Genomic DNA, 21,250 nt, shown 5'->3' on the forward strand with positions numbered 1-21,250 from the left:
GCGACAACCGGCCCCGATGGAGGGAAGGGCCCCGTACGGCCGTGGTGGCGGCGTACGGGGCCCTTCTCGCGCTCGTACGGGAGCGACTACTCGACCGTGACGGACTTCGCCAGGTTGCGCGGCTTGTCGATGTCGCGGCCCATCGCCAACGCGGTGTGGTAGGCGAGGAGTTGGAGCGGGATGCCCATCAGGATCGGGTCCAGCTCCGGCTCGTTCTTCGGCACCACAATGGTGTGGTCGGCCTTTTCCTGCTCGCGGTGGGCGACTGCCAGGATCCGGCCGCTGCGGGCCTTGATCTCCTCCAGGGCGGCGCGGTTCTTCTCCAGCAGGTCGTCGTCCGGAACGATGGCGACGGTCGGCAGGGCGGGCTCGATGAGGGCGAGCGGGCCGTGCTTGAGCTCGGAGGCGGGGTACGCCTCGGCGTGGATGTAGGAGATCTCCTTGAGCTTCAGGGAGGCTTCCAGGGCGACCGGGTAGCCGCGCACGCGCCCGATGAACATCATCGACTGGGCGCCCGCGTACGCCTCCGAGATCTCCTTGATCTTGTCCTCGTCGGCGAGGATCTCGGAGATCTGCTCGGGCAGCTTGCGCAGGCCCGCGATGATCCGCTTGCCGTCGGAGACCGACAGGTCGCGGATGCGGCCCAGGTGCAGGGCGAGCAGCGCGAAGGCGACGACCGTGTTGGTGAAGCACTTGGTGGAGACGACGCAGACCTCGGGGCCCGCGTGCACGTACACGCCGCCGTCGGCCTCGCGGGCGATGGCGGAGCCGACCACGTTGACGACGCCCAGGACGCGGGCGCCCTTGCGCTTCAGCTCCTGCACGGCCGCCAGCACGTCGTACGTCTCACCGGACTGCGAGACCGCGATGTAGAGGGTGTCGGGGTCCACGACCGGGTTGCGGTAGCGGAACTCCGAGGCGGGTTCGGCGTCGGCGGGGATGCGGGCGAGGGACTCGATGAGGCCCGCGCCGATCAGACCCGCGTGGTACGACGTGCCGCAGCCGAGGATCTTGATCCGGCGCACGCCGCGCGCCTCGCGGGCGTCGAGGTTGAGGCCGCCCAGGTGCACGGTGGAGAAGCGGTCGTCGATCCGGCCGCGCAGGACGCGGTCCACGGCGTCGGCCTGCTCGGAGATCTCCTTGTGCATGTACGTGTCGTGGCCGCCCATGTCGTACGACTCGGCCTCCCACTCGACGGTGGTGGGCGTGGCCGAGGTGGTCGAGCCCTCGGTGGTGTACGTGCGGAAGTCGTCGGCCTTCAGGGTCGCCATCTCGCCGTCGTCCAGGGTGACGATCTGGCGGGTGTGCGAGACGAGGGCGGCGACGTCGGAGGCGACGAACATCTCCTTCTCGCCGATGCCCAGCACGACCGGGGAGCCGTTGCGGGCGACGACGATGCGGTCGGGGAAGTCGGCGTGCATGACGGCCAGGCCGTACGTGCCCTCGATGTGGCGGAGCGCCTCGCGGACCTTCTCCTCCAGGGTCTCGGCCTGGGCGCGGGCGATCAGGTGGACGACCGTCTCGGTGTCCGTCTCGGAGGCGAAGACGACGCCGTCGGCGAGCAGCTTGGCGCGCAGGTCGTCGGCGTTGTCGATGATGCCGTTGTGGACGACGGCGACCTTGGACTCGGCGTCCAGGTGCGGGTGCGAGTTCTCGTCGGAGGGCGCGCCGTGGGTGGCCCAGCGGGTGTGGGCGATGCCGGTGGTGCCCGCGAAGCGCTTGGGGACCTTGGCCTCCAGGTCACGGACCCGGCCCTTGGCCTTGACCATGCGCAGGGCGGACGCCTTGGGCGTGTTGATCACGATGCCCGCGGAGTCGTAACCCCGGTATTCCAGGCGCTGGAGCCCTTCGAGCAGCAGGGGCGCGACGTCGCGCTTGCCGATGTATCCGACGATTCCGCACATATGAACTGTCCTCCGAGTGGTCTGTGGTGCTGCTCAGCCGTAGACGAATCAGCCGTAGAAGAATCAGCCGTAGACGATGCGCCGCAACTGGCGGAGCGAGAGCTCCGGGGGAGCGACCGCGCGGTGCGGCAGCTCGGCGGCGATCCGGTCGAAGATCTCCGCGTTCACGGAGCCGCCGGACTGGAGCTCGCGGTGGCGGCGGCGGACGAACTCCTCGGTCGTCTCGTCGAAGTACGCCAGCACGTCGAGCACCACCCGGGCCGCCTCGCCGCGCGGCAGCGCGGTGGAGCGGACCAGATGGTCGACGAGGTCGTCGTGCGACGACACGGAGGGCGTACGGCGTTCAAGCACTCGTCGATACTGGGGGAGAGTGACCCCTTGTGCAAGAATCCTGCCCGATATCGGGCAGGATTCTTCTTGATCGCGAAAATTAGGGCCCTTGGTCTGGACCTGAAGGGGGGAGGGGACGGCCTACAGGCGCTTCAGCACCGCCTGCTTGGCCATCGCGAACTCCTCGTCCGTGAGGATCTTGGCCTGGTGCAGCTCGCCCAGTTCCCGCAGCCGCCGCAGCAGTACGTCGTGGTCCTCGGCGGCGGGCGCCGCGTCCCGGGGGGCGGCCTCCAGCGCGGCGGGCACCGCGTCCTCGGGCTCCTCCCGCGCGTGCGGATGCGGCATCCGCGCCACCACCGCGGCCGCCGCGAGCGCCATCAGGGGGTCCTTCTTCAGCCCGTACAGATGGACCGCGTGCGGGTCGTACTTCGGTGGCATGGTGTGGCCGGCGGCGGACGTGACGAACCGCAGATAGCCGTGCTCCAGGCCGACGGCGGGCAGCCACTCCACCGCCATCACCTCGGCGAGGGGGATCGTCCGGGGTCCGCCCGAGGACTTCGAGGTCTCCGTCGTCCACGTCCACGTCAGCCGGACCTGCCGCTCGTCCACGGTGACCGAGGCGTCGCCCGCCCCGGCCGTGTACGGCAGCACGGGTCCGCCGAGCAGATAGCGGTCGACGGGACCGGAGCCGATCTGGTCCAGCAGCAGCGCGTTGCGCACCTCGTCCACGAAGTACTCGGCCACGCCCGTGCGGTCGTTCTCCACGACCAGCCGGTACGGGTCCGAGGAATCGTCCAGCCGCCCCCCGGCTATCTGCATCAGCGGGCACGCCCCCTCGCGCAGCCGCAGCCTGAGCCGCCCGGTCTTCTTCCCCGGCTCGAAGAAGATGCCCGCCACCGCCTCCAGCGGCACGGTGATCTCCCCGAGCGTGCGGCGCAGCAGGCTCACCCCCTTGTCGCTGCCGGGAACGAGCCGGACCGAGTCCCCCTCGAAGCTCCAGGTGCCGTCCTTCTGCATGATTTCCGCCATCGCCATGGGGGAATTCTCGCACCGGGCGGGTTGCGCCGTAGGTGTGAGGAACTGGTCTACACCCTTGACCTGGCTGTGACTTGGCGGGTAGCCATGTGTCCTGCCATGTACGTGCCGCGAACATGCCACATCCGCGATGCCCCGTCGAAGGGACGCCTTGTGAGACACCGTCGTACGATTCCCCGCCTCCTCGCTCCGTTACTGCTGGTCGCCGTAGCGGGAACGGCCTCGGTCGGTGCCGCGCCCGCCCCGGACAGCGCCTCCGCGGCGAAGGCCGCCGACGGCCCCCGCCCGCTGGGCCAGGTCATTCCGGCCCCCTCCGAGGTGAAGGCGGGCGGCTCCGCGTACACGATCGGCCCGAAGACCGACATCAGGGTGGGCCACTCCCGGGAGGCGCGCGAGGTCGGCGAGGCCCTGGCCAGGGTGCTGCGCCCCTCCACCGGGTACCGGCTGCCGGTCACCTCGCGGGACGACCGGGGCGGCATCCGGCTGAAGCTCGCCGGGAAGGACAGGTCCCTCGGCGGCGAGGGCTACCGGCTGGAGTCGGGTCGCGGCGGCGTCACCATCACCGCCCGCACGTCCGCCGGGCTCTTCCACGGCATCCAGACCCTGCGCCAGCAACTGCCCGCCGCCGTCGAGAAGCCGACGAAGCAGGCCGGGCCGTGGCAGGTCGCGGGCGGCACGGTCCGGGACGTCCCGCGCTTCGGCTACCGGGCCGTGATGCTCGACGTCGGACGCCACTTCCTCACGGTCGAGCAGGTCAAGCGCTACGTCGACCAGGCCGCGCTCTACAAGATCAACACCCTGCGCCTGCACCTCACCGAGGACCAGGGCTGGCGCATCGCCGTCGACTCCTGGCCGAGGCTGGCGACGTACGGCGGATCCACCCAGGTCGGCGGCGGCCCCGGCGGCTACTACACCAAGGCCCAGTACAAGGACCTGGTGCGGTACGCGGCCTCCCGCAAGATGGAGGTCGTCCCCGAGATCGACATGCCGGGCCACACCAACGCGGCCCTCGCCTCGTACGCCGAACTGAACTGCAACGGCATCGCGCCGCCGCTCTACACGGGCACCGAGGTCGGCTTCAGCAGCCTGTGCGCGAGCAAGCCGATCACGTACAAGTTCATCGACGACGTGGTGCGCGAGATCGCGCAGCTGACCCCCGGCAAGTACATCAACATCGGCGGCGACGAGGCGCACTCGACCAGCCACGAGGACTTCGCCAAGATGATGAACCACGCGCAGAAGGTGGTCGGCACGTACGGCAAGAAGGTCATGGGCTGGCACCAGCTGGTCGGCGCCGACCAGGTCAAGGACAAGGTCGTCCAGTACTGGGGCTACGACAAGACCAGTGAGGCCGAGCGCCGGACCGTCGTCGAGGCCGCGAAGGGCGGCACCAAGCTGGTGCTCTCCCCGGCCGACCGCAGCTACCTCGACATGAAGTACAACAAGTCCACTCCGCTGGGCCTGAACTGGGCGGGCTACGTCGAGGTGCGGCGCTCCTACGACTGGGACCCGGGCAGCTACCTGGCGGGCGCCCCGGAGTCGTCCGTGCTCGGCGTGGAGGCCCCGCTGTGGACGGAGACGCTGGCCACCAGCGACCAGCTGGAGTTCATGGCGTACCCGCGCCTGCCCGGCATCGCGGAGCTGGGCTGGTCGCCGAAGTCCACGCACGACTGGGAGACGTACAAGCTGCGGCTGGCCCAGCAGGGTCCGCGCTTCGACGCGCTCGGCATCGACTACTACAGGTCGACGCAGGTGCCGTGGCCCGCTCCGTGAGGTGACCGGGCAGGGGGGGAGGGGGTGCGCCGGGACCGTCCGGTGCACCCCCTCCCTGTTTGTGGGGGTTCTTGGGGTTTCGTGGGGCGTTACGAGATCTCGTACTCGGACGGGTTCTCGCGGAGGCCGTCCTCGGTGAGGCCCTGGCGCCAGTAGCCGGTGAAGGTGATGCGGCGGCGGTCGTGGCCCCGGTCGTTCACGAAGTGGCGGCGCAGGGCGCGGACGCAGGAGGCTTCGCCCGCGATCCAGACGTACGGGGTGCCGGTGGCGGGGATTTCGGCGGCGGCGATCGCGTCGACGGGGGCGGGGGCGTTCTCGTCCCGTACGAGATAGGTGATCTCGGCCCCGGCGGGGGCCCGCAACTCCACGGCGTCGTCCGGGTGCTGGACGGTGATCCAGGCCCTGACGGGCAGATCCGAGGGGAGTTCCTCCAGCGCGGCGGAGGCAGCGGGGAGGGCGGTCTCGTCGGCCCAGATCAGGACGTGGTCGGTGTCGTCGGCGGGCCGGAAGCGGACTCCGGCGTTGTCGGCGACGGCGGGGCCGAGGACGGCCACCCGGTGGCCGGGCGCGGCCTGCTCGGCCCAGCGGCAGGCGGGGCCGCCGTCGGGGTGCAGGGCGAAGTCGATGTCGAGCTCGTCGGGGTCCGTGCGGTGGGCGCGGGCGGTGTAGGAGCGCATGACGGCGCGGGTGCCCTCGGGGAGGGCGCGGTACGAGGTGAACCAGTCGGGGTCGGTCTCCGGGGGGAGGACGGGCTCCTCCTGCCCCGGCTGCGGGAGGAACAGGGAGAGGGACTGGTCCCGCCCGCCGGAGGCGAAGCCGGTGAGGCCGTCCGGGCCGTGGCCGCCGAAGGTGACGCGGAGGAGGGAGGGGCTGAGGCGCTCCGTGCGGAGGACGGAGAGGTGGAAGAGGCGGAAGGGGATGGTGGTGTCGGTGGTGTCGGACACAGGGGCCTCCTGGCAGGGGTACGGGGGTGGGGCGGGGTTCCCTCGGAGGGGGCGGGCGGCGTCGGGGCTGGGCGGGGGTGCTCCGGGGTGGGCCCGGAGCGAGGGGGGCCGCCCCCTTGCCCGCCCGTTCCGCCCCCGGGGGGCGGCCCCGGGGGGCGGCCCCGCCGCCCAAGGGGGCTGGGCGAGGGCAGTCAGGGGCGCGGTGAACTGCGCGACCAGCCATGACGCGCCCGCACGTACGAACCCCCACCAGAACGCGCCCGCACACCCGCCGCACCCCCCAAGGTCAGGAGACCTTCTTCGCGGATTCGATGGCCTTGGCCAGGTCCTCCAGGATCGGCGCGCACTTCGCGTAGGAGTAGATCGGCTCCGTGACGCGCGGAACGACCTGACCGGCCTTGACGGCGGGCAGCCCCGCCCACGTCGGCTTCCCCGCGATGTCCTTGGGCTGGAGCACCGCCGACCGGTTGTCCATCATGATCACGTCGGCCTTGTACTTGCCGATGTTCTCCCAGCTCAGCGGCTCGAAGAAGCCCGCCTTGTCGACCTTCGGCTCGACGAACTTCACGCCCAGCTCCTGGAAGTACAGGGTGTCCGCGCTCGTCTTCGCGAGGGAGACGTAGAAGAGTTCCGCGGAGGCCGAGCCGATCATGACCGTGATGTCGGGGTGGGCCTTCGCCGCCGCGCGCAGCCGCGCCGAAGCCTTCTCGAAGCGGGCCTTCGCGTCGACGGTCTTCTGCGCCTTGAGGTCCGCGCCGAGCGAGGCGGCCAGACCGGCGCGGCGGGCCAGCGCCTTCTCCATGTTGGTCTGCGAGGCCCAGAGGCCGATCTGCGGAGCGAGCTGGAAGATCTTCTTCTCGGACGCCTCCGGGACGTACCAGAGCTTGCCCTTCTCCCACATGTCGGAGATCAGCAGGTCCGGCATGAGCTTGGCGTACTTCTCGACGTTGAACTCGCCGAAGGCGTTGCCGATGATCTCCACCTTGGAGATGTCCAGGTCGCCCGCCTGGACGTCCGGCTTGCCGTCCTTGCCCTTGGTCGGGCCGAAGACGCCCTTGACCTCGACGCCGTAGTCGTACAGGGCGGCGGCCATCCCGGTGAAGGCGACGATGTTCTTCGGGGCGGCCTTCGTCTCGGCCTTCGTACCTCGGTCGTCGACGAAGGACCAGGGGCCGGACTTCTCGGCCGCGCCCGTGTCCGACGTGCCGCCTGAGGTCTTCTCGCCGCCGCACGCGGCCAGTGCGGCACCGATGCCGAACGCGCCGCCGACGGCGAGGAGTCCGCGACGGGTGGGACGGGAGAGGCGGGGCTGGGAGGGCATGGAGGATCGCTTTCGTACGGGCGGAGCCGGGAGGCAGACCGGAATCATCGATTCCTAGGAAGGCTAGCCTAACCTTCTTAAGGTCGCGGAAGGCTGTCCGGTTTCACCCGTACGAAAGCGGATGGAGAGGTATCGAAGGGTCAGGCGGACATGCCCAGCTCCCGTGCGATCAGCATCCGCTGCACCTCACTCGTGCCCTCGCCGATCTCCAGGATCTTGGAGTCGCGCCACATGCGGGCCACCGGGTACTCGTTCATGAAGCCGTACCCGCCGTGGATCTGGGTGGCCTCCCGCGCGTTGTCGACGGCGACCGTGGACGAGTACAGCTTCGCGATGGCGGCCTGCTTCTTGAACGGCTCGCCGTTGACCAGCCGCGACGCCGCGTCGTACCAGCCGATCCGGGCCATGTGCGCCCGCGTCTCCATGTCGGCGATCTTGAACTGGATGGCCTGGTTCTCGCCGATCGCCTTCCCGAAGGCGTGCCGTTCCTTCACGTACTTCAGCGACTCGTCGACGCACCCCTGGGCGAGCCCGGTGGCGAGCGCCGAGATCGCGACGCGGCCCTCGTCGAGGATGCGCAGGAACTGGGCGTAGCCGCGCCCCTCCTCGCCGAGCAGGTTCGCGGCCGGGACCCGTACGTCGGAGAAGGACAGCTCACGCGTGTCGGAGGAATTCCAGCCGACCTTGGAGTACGGGGCGGCGACCGTGAAGCCGGGGGTGCCGGACGGGACGATGATCGAGGAGATCAGCGGCTTGCCGTCCGGCTTACGGCCCGTCACGGCGGTGACCGTGACCAGGGCGGTGATGTCGGTGCCGGAGTTGGTGATGAAGCACTTCGACCCGTTGATCACCCACTCGCCCGTCGCCTCGTCGAGGACGGCGGTCGTACGGGTGCCGCCCGCGTCCGAGCCGCCGTCCGGCTCGGTCAGGCCGAACGCGCCGAGCGCCTCGCCCGCGCACAGCTTCGGCAGCCACTCCTGCTTCTGCTCCTCGGTGCCGAACCGGTAGATCGGCATCGCCCCGAGCGAGACGCCCGCTTCGAGGGTGATCGCGACCGACGAGTCGACCCGGGCCAGCTCCTCCAGGGCGATGCCGAGCGCGAGGTAGTCGCCGCCCATGCCGCCGTACTCCTCGGGGATCGGCAGCCCGAAGAGGCCCATGCGGCCCATCTCGCGGACGATCTCGTACGGGAACTCGTGCCGCTCGTACAGGTCGCCGATCTTCGGGGCGACGACGTCGTGGGCGAACTCCTCGACGGTGCGCCGGAGTTCTTCGTGCTCGGGGGTGAGGCGGTGGTCCATCGTCAGTCCTTGTGGGAGAGGGCGCGAACAGTGCGGGACGGGCTGGGTCGGCCCAGTTGCTCCGCCATCCACACGCTGGTGGCGGTGAGGCGGGAGAGGTCGACCCCGGTGTCGATGCCGAGGCCGTTCAGCATCCAGACGAGGTCTTCGGTGGCGAGGTTGCCGGTGGCCGACTTCGCGTACGGGCAGCCGCCGAGGCCCCCGGCGGAGGCGTCGACGGTGGTGACGCCGTGGCGCAGGGCGGCCAGGGTGTTGGAGAGGGCCTGGCCGTAGGTGTCGTGGAAGTGGACGCCGACGGTGTCCGTGGGGACGCCGTCGGCGTTGAGGGCGGTCAGGAGGGAGGCGACCTGGCCGGGGGTGGCGACGCCGATGGTGTCGCCGAGGCTCAGCTCGTCGCAGCCCATGTCGAGGAGGGCTCGGCAGACCTTCACGACCTGGGTTTCGGGGACGGCCCCCTCCCAGGGGTCGCCGAAGCACATCGAGAGGTAGCCGCGGACCTGCGCCCCCGCCTCCTTCGCGCGGGTGACGACGGGCTCGAACATGGCGAGGGCCTCGTCGACCGTGCGGTTGAGGTTGGCCTGGGCGAAGGACTCGGTGGCGCTCGCGAAGACCGCGACGTGCCGGGCCCCGAGGGCCAGGGCGCGGTCGAGGCCCCGGTCGTTGGGGACGAGGACGGGGAGGCCGACGGTGTCGGACAGGTCCTGGAGGAGCGGGAACAGGGCTTCCGCGTCGGCGAGTTGGGGCACCCACCGGGGGTGGACGAAGCTCGTCGCCTCGACGGTGGTGAGGCCCGACGCGGCGAGGCGGTGGATGAACTCCGCCTTGGTCGCGGTGGGGACCGTGCCCTTCTCGTTCTGGAGGCCGTCGCGGGCTCCGACCTCGTAGATCCTTACGCGGGTGGGGAGTTGGGGGTCGGGGACGACCATGGGGAGCGCGGTCACTTGGTGTCCTCCTCCTCGTCCGGGGTCTCGCCGGGGGTCTCGTCGGGGGTGACCACGGCCAGGACCTGGTCCATGGCGACGGTGGCCCCGGCCTTGACGTCGAGTTCGGCGACGGTGCCGGAGTGGGGGGCGGAGATGACGTGCTCCATCTTCATGGCCTCGACGACCAGGAGGCTCTGACCTGCGGTGACGTGGTCGCCGACGGCCACCTTGACGACGGTCACCGTGCCGGGCATGGGGGCGGTCAGGGCGTCCGCGCCACTGTGGGCGGAGCCGGTGAGGGTGGCGGCGACGGGGTCGTACGCCTGGAGGTGCCAGGCGTCGCCGTCCCGGCCCAGCCACTCGCCGTGGTGGTGGAGGGTGTGGGTGAGGCCCCCGACCTCGACGGTGAGCGGGGCTCCTTGGGGTGTGCCGGAACCGAGTCGTGCGGGGAGGGCATCCCCGGCCCCGCCCCTTCCCGGCTGCGAAACGTGCGGCTCCGCCGCGTGGGCACCCGGTGCGGAAACGCCGGGGGCGCTGCCCCCGGGCCCCCGCTGCTCAATCTCCCCCAAGTTCTCGGCTCCGCTCGAACAGGGGGTACCCCCTCCAGGGGGTGAAATTTGCACGGCCCCCTCCCGGACCCGTACCGTCACCGGGTCATGGCCGGGCACCTTGAAGTGGTGCGCCGTCCAGGCCGGGGTGCCGCCGAGCCGCCAGCCGCTGGGGGCGTCGAAGGGGTCCGCCCAGCCAGGGGAAGGGGTGCTCAGCTCCGCCTGTGCCAGCAGCCCCGCCGCCGCGTACACCTCCGCCGGGACCCCGGGGTCCACCAGCGAGTCCGCGTCGCGCTCGACCAGACCCGTGTCCAGGTTGCCCGCCACCACGTCCGGGTGCGCCAGCAAGCGCCGCAGGAAGCCCGCGTTCGTCTGGACGCCCAGGGTCACCGTCGCCGCCAGTGCCGCGCGCAGCTTCCGCAGTGCGGTCGGGCGGTCGGGACCGTACGCGATGACCTTCGACAGCATCGGGTCGTACAGGCTGCCGATCTCCGTGCCGACGGAGAGGCCCGAGTCCGTCCGGACGCCGTTGCCCTGCGGCTCGTGCAGGGCGAGGATCGTGCCGCCGGAGGGGAGGAAGCCGCGGGAGGGGTCCTCCGCGCAGACGCGGGCCTCGATCGCGTGGCCGGTGAGGGTGATGTCGGCTTGGGTGAAGGGGAGTTCGGCCCCCGATGCGACGCGCAGCTGCCACTCCACCAGGTCGATGCCGGTGATCAGCTCGGTCACCGGGTGCTCGACCTGGAGGCGGGTGTTCATCTCCATGAAGAAGTACGAGGACGGGTCGTCGCCCGGCACGATGAACTCGACCGTGCCCGCACCCGAGTACCCGCACGAGCGGGCCGCCTGGACCGCCGCCTCGCCCATCGCGGCCCGCGTCGCCTCGTCCAGCAGGACCGAAGGAGCCTCCTCGATGATCTTCTGGTGGCGGCGCTGGAGCGAGCACTCGCGCTCGCCGAGGTGGACGACGTTCCCGTGTCCGTCGGCCAGGACCTGGATCTCGATGTGCCGGGGGCGGTCGATCCACCGCTCGACGAGGAGTGTGTCGTCGCCGAAGGAGGAGCGGGCCTCGCGGCGGGCGGCGGCGATCTCGTCCCCCAGGAGTGCCGCGTCGCGGACCAGCCGCATGCCCTTGCCGCCGCCGCCTGCGGACGGCTTCAGCAGGACCGGCATGCCGATCTCCCGTGCGGAGTCGGCGAGTTGATCGTCCGTCAGGCCGGAGCCAGATGAGCCGGGTACGACCGGCACGCCCGCCGCCCGCACCGTCTCCTTCGCGCGGATCTTGTCGCCCATGAGGGAGATCGCGGAGGCGGGAGGGCCGATGAAGACGAGCCCGGCCGACGCGCACACGGACGCGAACTCCGCGTTCTCCGCGAGGAATCCGTACCCGGGGTGGATGGCCTGCGCCCCCGAGCGCACCGCCGCCTCGACCAGGCGGTCGATGCGCAGATAGCTCTCGGCTGCGGCGGGCGGGCCGATCCGTACCGCCGCGTCCGCCTCGTGCACGTGCCGCGCGTCCGCGTCGGCGTCGCTGAACACGGCGACCGAGCGGATGCCCAGCTCACGGAGCGTACGGATCACGCGGACGGCGATTTCGCCACGGTTGGCGACCAGGACCGTATCGAACAGGGAAGTCATGTGTCGTCTCACATCCGGAAGACGCCGAAGGCGGGGTCGGCGAGCGGGGCGTTGGCGCAGGCGGTCAGGGCGAGGCCGAGGACCTGACGGGTTTCGAGGGGGTCGATGACGCCGTCGTCCCAGAGGCGGGCGGACGCGTAGTAGGCGTTGCCCTGCTGCTCGTACTGGGCGCGGATCGGGTCCTTGAACTCCTCCTCGGAGTCCGTCGGCCACTCCTCGCCGCGGCCCTCGATCTGGTCGCGCTTGACCGTGGCCAGGACGGAGGCGGCCTGCTCGCCGCCCATGACGGAGATCTTGGCGTTGGGCCACATCCACAGGAAGCGGGGGGAGTAGGCCCGGCCGCACATCGAGTAGTTGCCCGCGCCGTACGAACCGCCGACGACGACGGTCAGCTTCGGCACGCGCGTGCAGGCGACGGCCGTCACCATCTTCGCGCCGTGCTTGGCGATGCCCCCGGCCTCGTAGTCCCGGCCGACCATGAAGCCGGAGATGTTCTGGAGGAAGACGAGGGGGATGCCGCGCTGGTCGCACAGCTCGATGAAGTGCGCGCCCTTCTGGGCGGATTCGGAGAAGAGGATGCCGTTGTTGGCGACGATGCCGACGGGGTGGCCGTGGATGCGCGCGAAGCCGGTGACGAGCGTCTGCCCGTACTCCGACTTGAACTCCTGGAAGCGGGAGCCGTCGACGACGCGTCCGATCACTTCGCGCACGTCGTAGGGGGTGCGGGAGTCGACGGGGACCGCCCCGTACAGCCCGGCGGGGTCGACCTTCGGCTCCTCGACCGGCTTCACCGACCAGGGGAGCGGCTGGCGCTCCGGGAGCGTCGCGACGATGTTCCGTACGATCCGCAGCGCGTGCGCGTCGTCCTCGGCGAGGTGGTCGGTGACGCCCGACGTACGGGAGTGGACCTCGCCGCCGCCCAGCTCCTCGGCGGTGACGACCTCGCCGGTGGCCGCCTTCACGAGGGGCGGCCCGCCGAGGAAGATCGTGCCCTGGTTGCGGACGATCACGGCCTCGTCGCTCATCGCCGGGACGTACGCCCCGCCCGCCGTGCAGGAGCCGAGGACGGCGGCGATCTGCGGGATTCCCGCGCCCGACATCCGCGCCTGGTTGTAGAAGATCCTGCCGAAGTGCTCGCGGTCGGGGAACACCTCGTCCTGCATCGGGAGGAACGCGCCGCCGGAGTCGACGAGGTAGAGGCAGGGGAGCCGGTTTTCGAGGGCCACCTCCTGCGCGCGCAGGTGCTTCTTCACCGTCATCGGGTAGTACGTGCCGCCCTTGACGGTGGCGTCGTTGGCGACGATCACGCACTCGCGGCCGCTCACCCGCCCGATCCCGGCGATGACCCCGGCGGCCGGGGCCTGGTCGTCGTACATGCCGTTCGCGGCGAACGGAGCCAGCTCCAGGAAGGGGGAGCCCGGGTCGAGGAGGGTGTCCACCCGGTCGCGCGGCAGCAGCTTGCCCCGCGCCACGTGCCGGGCCCGGGATTTCTCGCCGCCGCCGAGGCGGGCGGTGGCGAGACGGGCGCGGAGGTCGTCCGCCAGTGCCCGGTGGGCGGCCTCGTTGGCCTGCCAGGCCGCCGATGACGGGTCCGCGGTACTGGTCAGCACCGGTGCTTCCTGCATTCTGTCGAGCTCCCTTGCCCGCCGGAGGTGCGCGTCGCGCGGGGTGCGCGCGAGGTTAGTGACCGTTAACGTGCCTCCGAGGTTAACGACCGCTAACGGTCCTGTCCAGGGTGGCCGTACGGTGACTGGCGGGCGGGGGAGGGGAGTTGCGCAGGGGCCCGGGGCAGTGGGGGTCGGGGGCCACCCCGGGGCGCGGACGGGGTTTCGGGGAGCGGGGCGGATCGGGGATCATTCGCCGCATGAGCATGCAAGACCCGACGGGGATACCGACCGGCCCTCCGTCTCCCGGCCCTCCGTCTCCCGGCCCTCCGTCTCCCGGCCCTCCGTCTCCCGACGTTCCGGTTTCCGGCGTTCCGGTTTCCGCCCCGCCGCCCGGTGCCGCCCCGTGGCCTCCGCCCGGTGCCGCGCACCAGCCTCCACCGCCCGGGGGCGCGCAGTGGCCCCCGCCGCAGCCCGGTGCGCAGTGGCCGCCTCGGGCGGGAGCCGCGCAGTGGCCCCCGCCGCCGGGAATCGTGCACTGGCCCCCGCACGCCCCGCTCCGTGACTCCCTCCCGCCACTGCCCGCGCCCCGGCGCATCGTCGAGGTCGACGCCCTGCGCGGGTTCGCGCTGCTCGGGATTCTGCTGGTCAACGTGCTGATGATGAGCGGCGCGGCCGACATGGTGGGCGGGGCGGGTGCGGTCGCCGCCGGTGGCGGTGCGGGGGAAGCCGGGAACGGTGACGGCACGGCCGTCGACTCCGTCGTGCGGTGGCTGGTGGCGTTCCTCGCCCAGGGGAAGTTCTACCTGCTCTTCTCCTTCCTCTTCGGGTACAGCTTCACGATGCAGATGGCCTCCGCCGAGCGCGCCGGGGCCAAGGTCGTCCCGCGCACCCTGCGCCGGATGCTGGGCCTGGGCGTACTCGGCCTGCTGCACGCCGTACTCCTCTTCAGCGGCGACGTCCTCATGGCGTACGCCGTCCTCGGCCTGATCCTGCTCGCCGCCCGCAACGCCTCACCGCGCGGCGCCCGCACCGCCGCGTACTGGGTGTGGGGGGCCTTCAGCGCCCTGCTGCTCCTGCTCTCCGCGCTGGTGGCGCTCGTCCCGCCGCCCGCCGCCGACCTCGCCGACGCGGACACCGAAGCCGCCGCCCTCGCCACCGCCTACCGGGGCTCCTTCTCCGACGTCCTCGGCGCGAACCTCGACCAGCTGCCCTTCGCCGCGCTCGCGGTGCTGCTCGGGGCCGGGACGGTCGTCCCGGCGTTCCTGTGCGGGCTCGCGGCAGGGCGCACCGGCTGGTTCGACCGCACCGACCCCGCCACGCTGCGCCGTACCGTACGCATCGGACTCGCCGTGGGCCTGCCCGCCGCGGCCCTCGCCGCCACTGTGGAACTGGGCCAGGGGCGCTGGGCCGCCCTCGGATCGGCCCTCGGCATGCTCACCGCCCCGGCCCTCACGGCGGCCTACCTCGCCGGAATGCTCCTGCTCTTCCGCACCGGCCCCGGCCGCCGCGTCGTCGCCGTCCTCGCCCCCGCGGGCCGGATGTCCCTCACGAACTACCTGACCCAGTCCCTGGTCATGGCCCTGATCTTCACGGGGTACGGACTCGGCCTGTACGGCAAACTGGGCGTGGCCGTTCCCGTCCTGCTCGCCCTCGTCCTGTACGCGACCCAGCTCGCGGTGAGCGCCCCGCTGATGCGGCGCTTCGGGCACGGCCCGGTCGAATGGCTGCTGCGCGCGGTCACCCTCGGGGCCCGCCCCGGCGGGCCCGGGCGAGATGTCCGACAGGTTAACGACCGCTAACGCGCCGGTCTAGAATGGTGCCATGAGCACCCAAGCCGCCCCCGGCGGTACGACCCGGGTCGCGGCCCCCACCCGCCGCGAGCAGATCCTCAAGGAAGCCGCGCGCCTCTTCGCCGAGCGCGGCTTCCACGGGGTCGGCGTCGACGAGATAGGTGCGGCGGTCGGCATCAGCGGCCCCGGCCTCTACCGGCACTTCCCCGGCAAGGACGCGATGCTCGCGGAACTCCTGCTGGGCATCAGCGAACGCCTCCTGGAGGGCGGCCGGGCCCGGGTCGACGCGGCCCCCGGCGACCCCTCCGTCCTGCTCGCCGCCCTGATCGACGGCCACATCGACTTCGCCCTCGACGACCGCCCCCTGATCACGCTGCACGACCGCGAACTGGACCGCCTGCGCGACGCGGACCGCCGCCGGGTGCGCCGCCTCCAGCGCGAGTACGCGGAACTGTGGGTGGCGGCGGTGCGCGACCTCCACCCCGCCACCCCGGAATCCGAGGCCCGCGCCGCCGTCCACGCCGTCTTCGGCCTCCTCAACTCCACCCCCCACCTGGGCTCGGGCCTGCCCGGCCGGGGCGCGACGGAGGCCCTGCTGCGCCGCCTGGCCCACGGAGCCTTCGGGGCGCTCGGCGACTGACCCGCCGGGGTCTCAGACGGCGGCTTCCGCCTCGACGATCAGCGCGAGTCCGGGCCGGGACTCCAGGCCCCGCAGCGCCGGATCGTCGCTCTCGCCCGCCGCACACCGCCGGACAGCCGTGAATCCGGCCGCCTCCAGCTCCGCCGTCAGGGTGTCGAAGTCCCACAGGTACCCCTCGTGGTGCCCGCAGTCCTGGAACATCGACCGCAGCAGGTCCACCGGGTGGTGCATCTCGTACCCCGCCTGCCGGTCCCGCGCCATCTGCCGCACCGTCGTCTCGTCGCGCGCCGTGTAGAGCCGTACGGCGTGCTCGACGTCCGGCGTCGCCAGCCGGATCCGCCCCCCGGGAGCGAGCGCGCGGCGCGCCTCCCGGAAGAGGCGGCGGTTCGGCTCCAGGCGGATGTGCTCGATCACGTTGTCCGCGTAGACGTGACTCACCGAGGCGGGGTGCACCGGCCAGGTCCGGGTGGCGTCCAGGTAGTGCCGGGTCCGCCAGCAGACGTCGGTGCCGATCCACCCCGGGCGGCGGCTGGTGTGGGCCCCCACCTCGATCTTCAGGGGCGCCGCCGCCCCCGCGGACCGGGCGAACCGGAGCTTGGCGAGGGGACGGTTCACCGCGCCGATGACGGCCTTGGCCAGGGTCTTCGCGTTCAGCATGATCAGCATGGGGAGACGCTAGGGCGGTGTGCCGGGCGCCGCGCTGAGCCACGCGCACCTGACGCGATGTTCCTCCGGTCCGTCCGATGAGGCACCTCACGTGGCTGTCCGCCCCGCACGTGGTGAAGGCGCGAACACCCCATGGAGACAGGGGATTTGACCTTCACGCCGCCTCCACACACACTGGTGTTCAGTGCAATGTCACATTGCGACTGCATCCTGAGTGCGTCAGCGATGCCTACGAACGACGTTTCTGAACAGGGAGAACCACCCTCATGTCTCGTACTGCTCTGCTCGCCACCGCGACGGCAGGTCTGGTCTTACTCGGTGCGGCTCCGGCCACCGCCGCTCAGACCCCCACCACCCCTGCCACGATCGTGACGTGCGGTCCTTCCGCCCTCCAGGCGGGCCTGTCCACGAAGGTGTGCGCCGCGGTCACCGGCACCAACGTGCAGTTGTACGGTCAGATCAGCCTGGCGGGCCCGCCCAGCCCGGGCTCCACGCTTCCGGTCAAGGACCTGATCACGACCCTCTCCGGCGGCGTCGTCGGCGGTGCCTCGCTCGGCGCCCAGACGCAGACGGTGCGTTTCCAGTCCACGACCACTCAGGTCCGCGGCGTCAGCGGCACCGCCCCGTGCGGGTCGACGGTCCACGCCGAGTTCGCCGTGTCCGCCTTCAGCTCCCCTCCCTCCGGCCCGGCGGTCCTGAACGTTCCGGTCACCTGCTGACGAACGGCCGGGCTTCGCAGCGCCGGTAAGTGCACCCGGCCTGCGGACGCTTGTGCACGACGCAGCCCCTGGCGTGGTCGGCCAGGGGCTGCGTCGCGTTGCCCCACCCGCCGGAACCCTCCGTGCGCCCGCGAACACGCCCGGCAGAATGGTCCCCATGCCGATACTGAGCCGTGCCGCCCTCGTCGACCATCTCGTCCGCACCCGCATCGCGGGCGACGTCGCCACTCCACGCGACAACAACCTCTCGCATTACAGAAAGCTGGCCAACGGCGACCGGCACTACTGGCTCGGCATCGAGCTCGGTGACCGGTGGGCCGACGAGCAGGACGTACTGGCCGTGATGGCGGAGCGGTGCGGGGTCAGCGACGACCCCGAGCACCGGCACGGGCAGGACACCATCGACCCCGAGCTGACCGTGGACGCCCTGGACCGGGCCGCCGCGCGGCTGCGCAAGGCCGCCGCCGACAAGCAGCGGGTGCTGTTCGCGACCGGGCACCCCGGGGCGCTGCTGAACGTGCACGGCGCGACCGCGCGGGCGCTGCGGGACGCCGGGTGCGACGTCGTACGGATTCCGGGTGGGCTGACGGCGGACGAGGGGTACGTCGTGCAGTTCGCCGACGTGGCGGTCTTCGAGCGGGGGGCCAGCCTGTGGCACACCCACTCGCCCGCGCCGATGACCGCGATCCTGGACGGTCTTGAGCGCAACGGGGAGCCGCTGCCGGATCTGGTCTTCGCCGATCACGGGTGGGCCGGGTGCGCCGGGCAGCGCGGCATCGACTCGATCGGGTACGCGGACTGCAACGACCCGGCGCTGTTCCTCGGCGAGGCGGAGGGGATCATGGCGGTCACCATTCCGCTGGACGACCACGTCGTCGACCCGTTCTTCTACGAGCCGATGACGGACTACTTGCTGGACGCCGCCGGTCTGCGCTGACCGCGTCCCCCTCCTCGCCGGGGGGTGGGATCCAGGTAGACCCGCGCGATGGCGGGGTAGCGCTCGCGGAGCTGCTGTTCGGCCTCCTCGCAGGCCCACTCCACCTCGGCGGCGGACGAGACGTCCCGGAAGTCGATCTTCGCGGCGACCAGGATCTCGTTCGGGCCCTGGATGAGGGTGGTCAGTTCGAGGACGTCGACGATGTGGGGGACGGAGAGGAGCTCCTCCCGGACCCCCGCCCGCATCTCCGGGGGCAGGGCGCGGCCGATGAGGAGCTGGGCGTTGCTGCGGCCCAGCACCCAGGCGACGTACACGAGGAGCAGGCCGATGAGGATCGAGGCGATCCCGTCCCAGACGCCGGAGCCCGTGAGCCGGCCCAGGAACAGGCCGCAGGCGGCGAGCAGCAGGCCGACCAGGGCGGCGGAGTCCTCCATCACGACCGCCTTGACGGCGGTGTCGGGCGTCAGCCGGAAGTAGCGGCCGGGGCGTGCGCCCAGGCGGGCGGCCTCCGAGCGGACCTGCTTGATGCCGGTGCGCAGCGAGTAGCCCTCCAGGAGGAAGGCCACGCCCAGGACGATGTACGAGACGAGGGGATCGCCGAGCTGCTCGCCGTGGGCGAGGGTGTGGATTCCGTCGTAGAGGGAGAAGACGGCACCGCCGACGAAGGTGGCGACGGAGGCCAGCATCGCCCAGATGTAGCGCTCCGGGCCGTGGCCCAGGGGGTGCCGGGCGTCGGCGGGCTTCTCACTGCGTTTGAGCGCGGTCAGGAGGAGGAGTTCGGTGACCGTGTCGGCCACCGAGTGCGCCGCCTCCGACAGCATCGCGCTGGAGCCGCTGATCGCGCCCGCGACGGCTTTCGCGACGGCGATGCCGAGGTTGGCGACCGCCGCGACGATCACCGTGAAGGTGCTCTCGCCGCCGCCGTCGGGTGCCGCAGGGGTGTCCGTTGTGTTGTCCTCCGCCATGATGCGGACCGTATGCCCGATCAGTGCGGGACGCGAACCACGCCCTCCTGGATGACGGAGATCGCCAGGCGGCCGTCCTGCGTGTAGATGCGGGCCTGGCCCAGGCCCCGGCCGCCCGAAGCGGAGGGCGACTCCTGGTCGTACAGCAGCCACTCGTCGGCGCGGAAGGGGCGGTGGAACCACATCGCGTGGTCGAGTGACGCCCCGACGACGTCGCCGGTCGCCCAGCCGCCCCGGCCGTGGGCCAGCAGGACGGAGTCGAGGAGCGTCATGTCCGAGACGTACGTGGCGAGGCAGACGTGCAGCAGGTGGTCGTCGGCCAGCTTGCCGTTCGTACGGAACCAGACCTGCGAGCGCGGGTCCCGGGGCTCGCCGACCGTGGCGTACGGGGGCGAGTCGACGTAACGCAGGTCGATCGCGGCACGGGCTTCGAGGAGGCGGTCCACCGTGCCCGGGTCGACGAACCGGTCCGCGTAGCGGGGGAGGGTCTCGGCGGCCGTGGGGAGGGTGGCCGGGTCCGGGGACGCGGGCATCGGGGCCTGGTGCTCCATGCCCTCCTCGTACGTCTGGAACGACGCGGAGAGGTGGAAGACCGGCTGGCCGTGCTGGACGGCGACGACCCGGCGCGTGGTGAAGGAGCGGCCGTCGCGGATGCGGTCGACCGTGTAGACGATCGGGGCCGAGGGGTCGCCCGCGCGCAGGAAGTACGCGTGCAGGGAGTGGGCGAGGCGGTCCTCGGGGACCGTCCGCCCGGCGGCGACCAGGGCCTGAGCCGCGACCTGGCCGCCGAACACGCGCGGGACGATGGCCGAGCGGCTCACGCCCCGGAAGATGTCCTGCTCGATCCGCTCCAGGTCGAGCAGATCGAGCAGGGACTCAAGTGCCTTGTTGTTCATGGGGGTTGTTGTAGCAGGCGGGTGCTACAGGCCCATGTCCTTGGCGATGATCATCTTCATGACCTCGCTGGTGCCGCCGTAGATGCGGTTCACGCGGTTGTCCGCGTACAGACGGGCGATCGGGTACTCGTTCATGAAGCCGTAGCCGCCGTGCAGCTGGAGGCAGCGGTCGATGACGCGGTGCGCGACCTCGGTGCAGAAGAGCTTCGCGGAGGCGGCTTCCGCTGCCGTCAGCTCACCCGCGTCGAGCGCTTCGAGGGCGCGGTCGGCGACCGCCTCGGCGGCGTCCACCTCGGCCTGGCAGGCGGCCAGCTCGAACTTGGTGTTCTGGAAGGTGGCGACCGGCTTGCCGAAGACCGTGCGGTCCTGGACGTACTGCTTCGTGAACCGGACGGCGGCCTTGGCCTGCGCGTACGCGCCGTACGCGATGCCCCAGCGCTCGGAGGCGAGGTTGTGGCCGAGGTAGCCGAAGCCCTTGTTCTCCTCGCCGAGCAGGTCCTCGACGGGCACCTTCACGTCGACGAACGCCAGCTCGGCGGTGTCGGACGTGCGCAGGCCCAGCTTGTCGAGCTTGCGGCCGACCGAGTAGCCCTCGGACTTCGTGTCGACGGCGAACAGGGAGATGCCGAAGCGGCGGTCCTCGGCGGTCGGCGCGGAGGTGCGGGCGCAGACGATGACGCGGTCGGCGTGGACGCCGCCCGTGATGAAGGTCTTCGCGCCGTTGAGGACGTAGTGCGAGCCGTCCTCGGAGAGCTTGGCGGTGGTCTTCATGCCCGCGACGTCGGAGCCGGTGCCCGGCTCGGTCATCGCGAGGGCCCACATCTCCTCACCGGTGCAGAACTTCTCCAGGTACCGCTTCTTCTGCTCGTCGGTGGCGAGCATGAGGAGGTACGGGAGGCCCAGGAGGACGTGGACGCCCGAGCCGCCGAAGGTGACGCCCGCGCGGGTGGTCTCCTCGGTGAGGATCGCCTCGAACTTGTGCGTGCTCAGGCCCGCGCCGCCGAACTCCTCGGGCACGTTGATGCCGAAGACGCCCAGCTCGCCGAGCTTGTAGTAGAAGTCGCGGGGGGCCTGGCCTGCGGCGAACCACTCGTCGTAGACGGGCACGACCTCGGCCTCGATGAAGGCCCTCAGGGTCTCCCGGAACGCCTCGTGGTCCTCGTTGAATACGGTACGGCGCACGTGACGCTCCCTCTGCGAGTGGTGGATCCCTGCCTTGAGCCGGGCGCTTCGGGCGTGCAGGCCGCTAAGCGCTTGCTCAGATACCCGGCAAAAGTTACCGGCCGGTCACTGGGGTGTCCAGAGGAGTGCGGTGT

18 protein-coding genes are annotated in these 21,250 nt (G+C 71.4%); 5 read left to right on the forward strand and 13 right to left on the reverse strand.

Features of this window, described 5'->3' with window-relative positions; translation table 11 throughout:
• Positions 1-86: 86 nt before the first annotated feature.
• The 3 genes from glmS to OG897_RS06460 form a co-directional block, all read right to left on the reverse strand.
• Entirely contained in the window at positions 87-1,904 is a 1,818-nt protein-coding gene (gene glmS, locus OG897_RS06450) for a glutamine--fructose-6-phosphate transaminase (isomerizing) (RefSeq protein WP_266653731.1), read from the reverse strand.
• Between the two features lie 63 nt (positions 1,905-1,967).
• Complete coding sequence (locus OG897_RS06455) at positions 1,968-2,255, reverse strand: hypothetical protein (protein ID WP_266653733.1); 288 nt, start codon at positions 2,253-2,255, stop codon at positions 1,968-1,970.
• Positions 2,256-2,375: 120 nt separating this feature from the next.
• Positions 2,376-3,263, reverse strand: a complete 888-nt coding sequence (locus OG897_RS06460; RefSeq protein WP_266656607.1) for a DUF4429 domain-containing protein — start codon at positions 3,261-3,263, stop codon at positions 2,376-2,378.
• A gap of 105 nt (positions 3,264-3,368) precedes the next feature.
• On the opposite strand from OG897_RS06460, the gene OG897_RS06465 reads away from it, so the two are divergent.
• Positions 3,369-5,042, forward strand: coding sequence for a beta-N-acetylhexosaminidase (locus tag OG897_RS06465; protein WP_266653735.1), 1,674 nt, complete (start codon positions 3,369-3,371; stop codon positions 5,040-5,042).
• Positions 5,043-5,131: 89 nt separating this feature from the next.
• Here the strand turns inward: OG897_RS06465 and OG897_RS06470 are convergent, their stop codons facing one another.
• From OG897_RS06470 to OG897_RS06495, 6 genes are all read right to left on the reverse strand, one after another.
• Positions 5,132-5,986, reverse strand: a complete 855-nt coding sequence (locus OG897_RS06470; protein ID WP_266653737.1) for a siderophore-interacting protein — start codon at positions 5,984-5,986, stop codon at positions 5,132-5,134.
• Positions 5,987-6,272: 286 nt separating this feature from the next.
• Positions 6,273-7,307 (reverse strand): ABC transporter substrate-binding protein, encoded by a 1,035-nt coding sequence (locus OG897_RS06475; RefSeq protein ID WP_266653739.1) that lies wholly within the window; start codon positions 7,305-7,307, stop codon positions 6,273-6,275.
• Positions 7,308-7,447: 140 nt separating this feature from the next.
• Entirely contained in the window at positions 7,448-8,614 is a 1,167-nt protein-coding gene (locus tag OG897_RS06480; protein WP_323188048.1) for an acyl-CoA dehydrogenase family protein, read from the reverse strand.
• Positions 8,611-9,534 carry a hydroxymethylglutaryl-CoA lyase gene (locus tag OG897_RS06485; protein WP_266656609.1) on the reverse strand — a complete coding sequence of 308 codons (924 nt, stop codon included), beginning with the start codon at positions 9,532-9,534 and terminating at the stop codon, positions 8,611-8,613. Before OG897_RS06485 ends, OG897_RS06480 begins: the two co-directional genes overlap by 4 nt.
• Before the next feature lie 11 nt (positions 9,535-9,545).
• Complete coding sequence (locus OG897_RS06490; protein ID WP_266656611.1) at positions 9,546-11,705, reverse strand: acetyl/propionyl/methylcrotonyl-CoA carboxylase subunit alpha; 2,160 nt, start codon at positions 11,703-11,705, stop codon at positions 9,546-9,548.
• A 17-nt stretch (positions 11,706-11,722) separates the two neighbouring features.
• The gene (locus tag OG897_RS06495) at positions 11,723-13,339 is read right to left on the reverse strand and encodes a carboxyl transferase domain-containing protein (RefSeq protein WP_266653743.1); all 1,617 of its coding nucleotides are present in this window, start codon (positions 13,337-13,339) and stop codon (positions 11,723-11,725) included.
• 512 nt (positions 13,340-13,851) lie between these two features.
• On the opposite strand from OG897_RS06495, the gene OG897_RS06500 reads away from it, so the two are divergent.
• The gene (locus OG897_RS06500; protein WP_266653745.1) at positions 13,852-15,120 is read left to right on the forward strand and encodes a DUF418 domain-containing protein; all 1,269 of its coding nucleotides are present in this window, start codon (positions 13,852-13,854) and stop codon (positions 15,118-15,120) included.
• A gap of 22 nt (positions 15,121-15,142) precedes the next feature.
• The gene (locus tag OG897_RS06505; protein ID WP_266653747.1) at positions 15,143-15,751 is read left to right on the forward strand and encodes a TetR/AcrR family transcriptional regulator; all 609 of its coding nucleotides are present in this window, start codon (positions 15,143-15,145) and stop codon (positions 15,749-15,751) included.
• A 12-nt stretch (positions 15,752-15,763) separates the two neighbouring features.
• On the opposite strand, the gene OG897_RS06510 is transcribed toward OG897_RS06505, so the two are convergent.
• Positions 15,764-16,417 carry a methyltransferase domain-containing protein gene (locus tag OG897_RS06510; protein ID WP_266653749.1) on the reverse strand — a complete coding sequence of 218 codons (654 nt, stop codon included), beginning with the start codon at positions 16,415-16,417 and terminating at the stop codon, positions 15,764-15,766.
• 266 nt (positions 16,418-16,683) lie between these two features.
• Between OG897_RS06510 and OG897_RS06515 the strand changes: the two genes are divergently transcribed.
• Positions 16,684-17,136 (forward strand): hypothetical protein, encoded by a 453-nt coding sequence (locus tag OG897_RS06515; RefSeq protein ID WP_266653751.1) that lies wholly within the window; start codon positions 16,684-16,686, stop codon positions 17,134-17,136.
• 157 nt (positions 17,137-17,293) lie between these two features.
• On the forward strand, positions 17,294-18,073 hold the full coding sequence (locus OG897_RS06520; protein WP_266653753.1) for a phosphatase: 780 nt from the start codon (positions 17,294-17,296) through the stop codon (positions 18,071-18,073).
• On the opposite strand, the gene OG897_RS06525 is transcribed toward OG897_RS06520, so the two are convergent.
• Genes OG897_RS06525 through OG897_RS06535 form a run of 3 tightly spaced genes read right to left on the reverse strand, consistent with a single transcriptional unit; the run spans position 18,043 to position 21,116 of the window.
• On the reverse strand, positions 18,043-19,038 hold the full coding sequence (locus tag OG897_RS06525; RefSeq protein WP_266653755.1) for a cation diffusion facilitator family transporter: 996 nt from the start codon (positions 19,036-19,038) through the stop codon (positions 18,043-18,045). The two genes, OG897_RS06520 and OG897_RS06525, sit on opposite strands and share 31 nt — an antisense overlap.
• Before the next feature lie 20 nt (positions 19,039-19,058).
• Complete coding sequence (tesB, locus tag OG897_RS06530) at positions 19,059-19,934, reverse strand: acyl-CoA thioesterase II (protein WP_266653757.1); 876 nt, start codon at positions 19,932-19,934, stop codon at positions 19,059-19,061.
• Positions 19,935-19,958: 24 nt separating this feature from the next.
• Positions 19,959-21,116 (reverse strand): acyl-CoA dehydrogenase family protein, encoded by a 1,158-nt coding sequence (locus OG897_RS06535; protein WP_266653759.1) that lies wholly within the window; start codon positions 21,114-21,116, stop codon positions 19,959-19,961.
• Positions 21,117-21,250: the final 134 nt, after the last annotated feature.

It is taken from the genome of Streptomyces sp. NBC_00237 (genome assembly GCF_026342435.1).
Taxonomy (GTDB): domain Bacteria; phylum Actinomycetota; class Actinomycetes; order Streptomycetales; family Streptomycetaceae; genus Streptomyces.

What these genes read in the sequence shown, in the direction of transcription:
- OG897_RS06515 (WP_266653751.1), top strand. Translation starts at nt 16,684, where the DNA reads ATGTCTCGTACTGCTCTGCTCGCCACCGCGACGGCAGGTCTGGTCTTA.
- OG897_RS06525 (WP_266653755.1), bottom strand. Translation starts at nt 19,038, where the DNA reads ATGGCGGAGGACAACACAACGGACACCCCTGCGGCACCCGACGGCGGC.
- OG897_RS06520 (WP_266653753.1), top strand. Translation starts at nt 17,294, where the DNA reads ATGCCGATACTGAGCCGTGCCGCCCTCGTCGACCATCTCGTCCGCACC.
- OG897_RS06475 (WP_266653739.1), bottom strand. Translation starts at nt 7,307, where the DNA reads ATGCCCTCCCAGCCCCGCCTCTCCCGTCCCACCCGTCGCGGACTCCTC.
- OG897_RS06510 (WP_266653749.1), bottom strand. Translation starts at nt 16,417, where the DNA reads ATGCTGATCATGCTGAACGCGAAGACCCTGGCCAAGGCCGTCATCGGC.
- OG897_RS06460 (WP_266656607.1), bottom strand. Translation starts at nt 3,263, where the DNA reads ATGGCGGAAATCATGCAGAAGGACGGCACCTGGAGCTTCGAGGGGGAC.
- OG897_RS06485 (WP_266656609.1), bottom strand. Translation starts at nt 9,534, where the DNA reads ATGGTCGTCCCCGACCCCCAACTCCCCACCCGCGTAAGGATCTACGAG.
- OG897_RS06495 (WP_266653743.1), bottom strand. Translation starts at nt 13,339, where the DNA reads ATGCAGGAAGCACCGGTGCTGACCAGTACCGCGGACCCGTCATCGGCG.
- OG897_RS06465 (WP_266653735.1), top strand. Translation starts at nt 3,369, where the DNA reads ATGTACGTGCCGCGAACATGCCACATCCGCGATGCCCCGTCGAAGGGA.
- tesB (WP_266653757.1), bottom strand. Translation starts at nt 19,934, where the DNA reads ATGAACAACAAGGCACTTGAGTCCCTGCTCGATCTGCTCGACCTGGAG.
- glmS (WP_266653731.1), bottom strand. Translation starts at nt 1,904, where the DNA reads ATGTGCGGAATCGTCGGATACATCGGCAAGCGCGACGTCGCGCCCCTG.
- OG897_RS06505 (WP_266653747.1), top strand. Translation starts at nt 15,143, where the DNA reads ATGAGCACCCAAGCCGCCCCCGGCGGTACGACCCGGGTCGCGGCCCCC.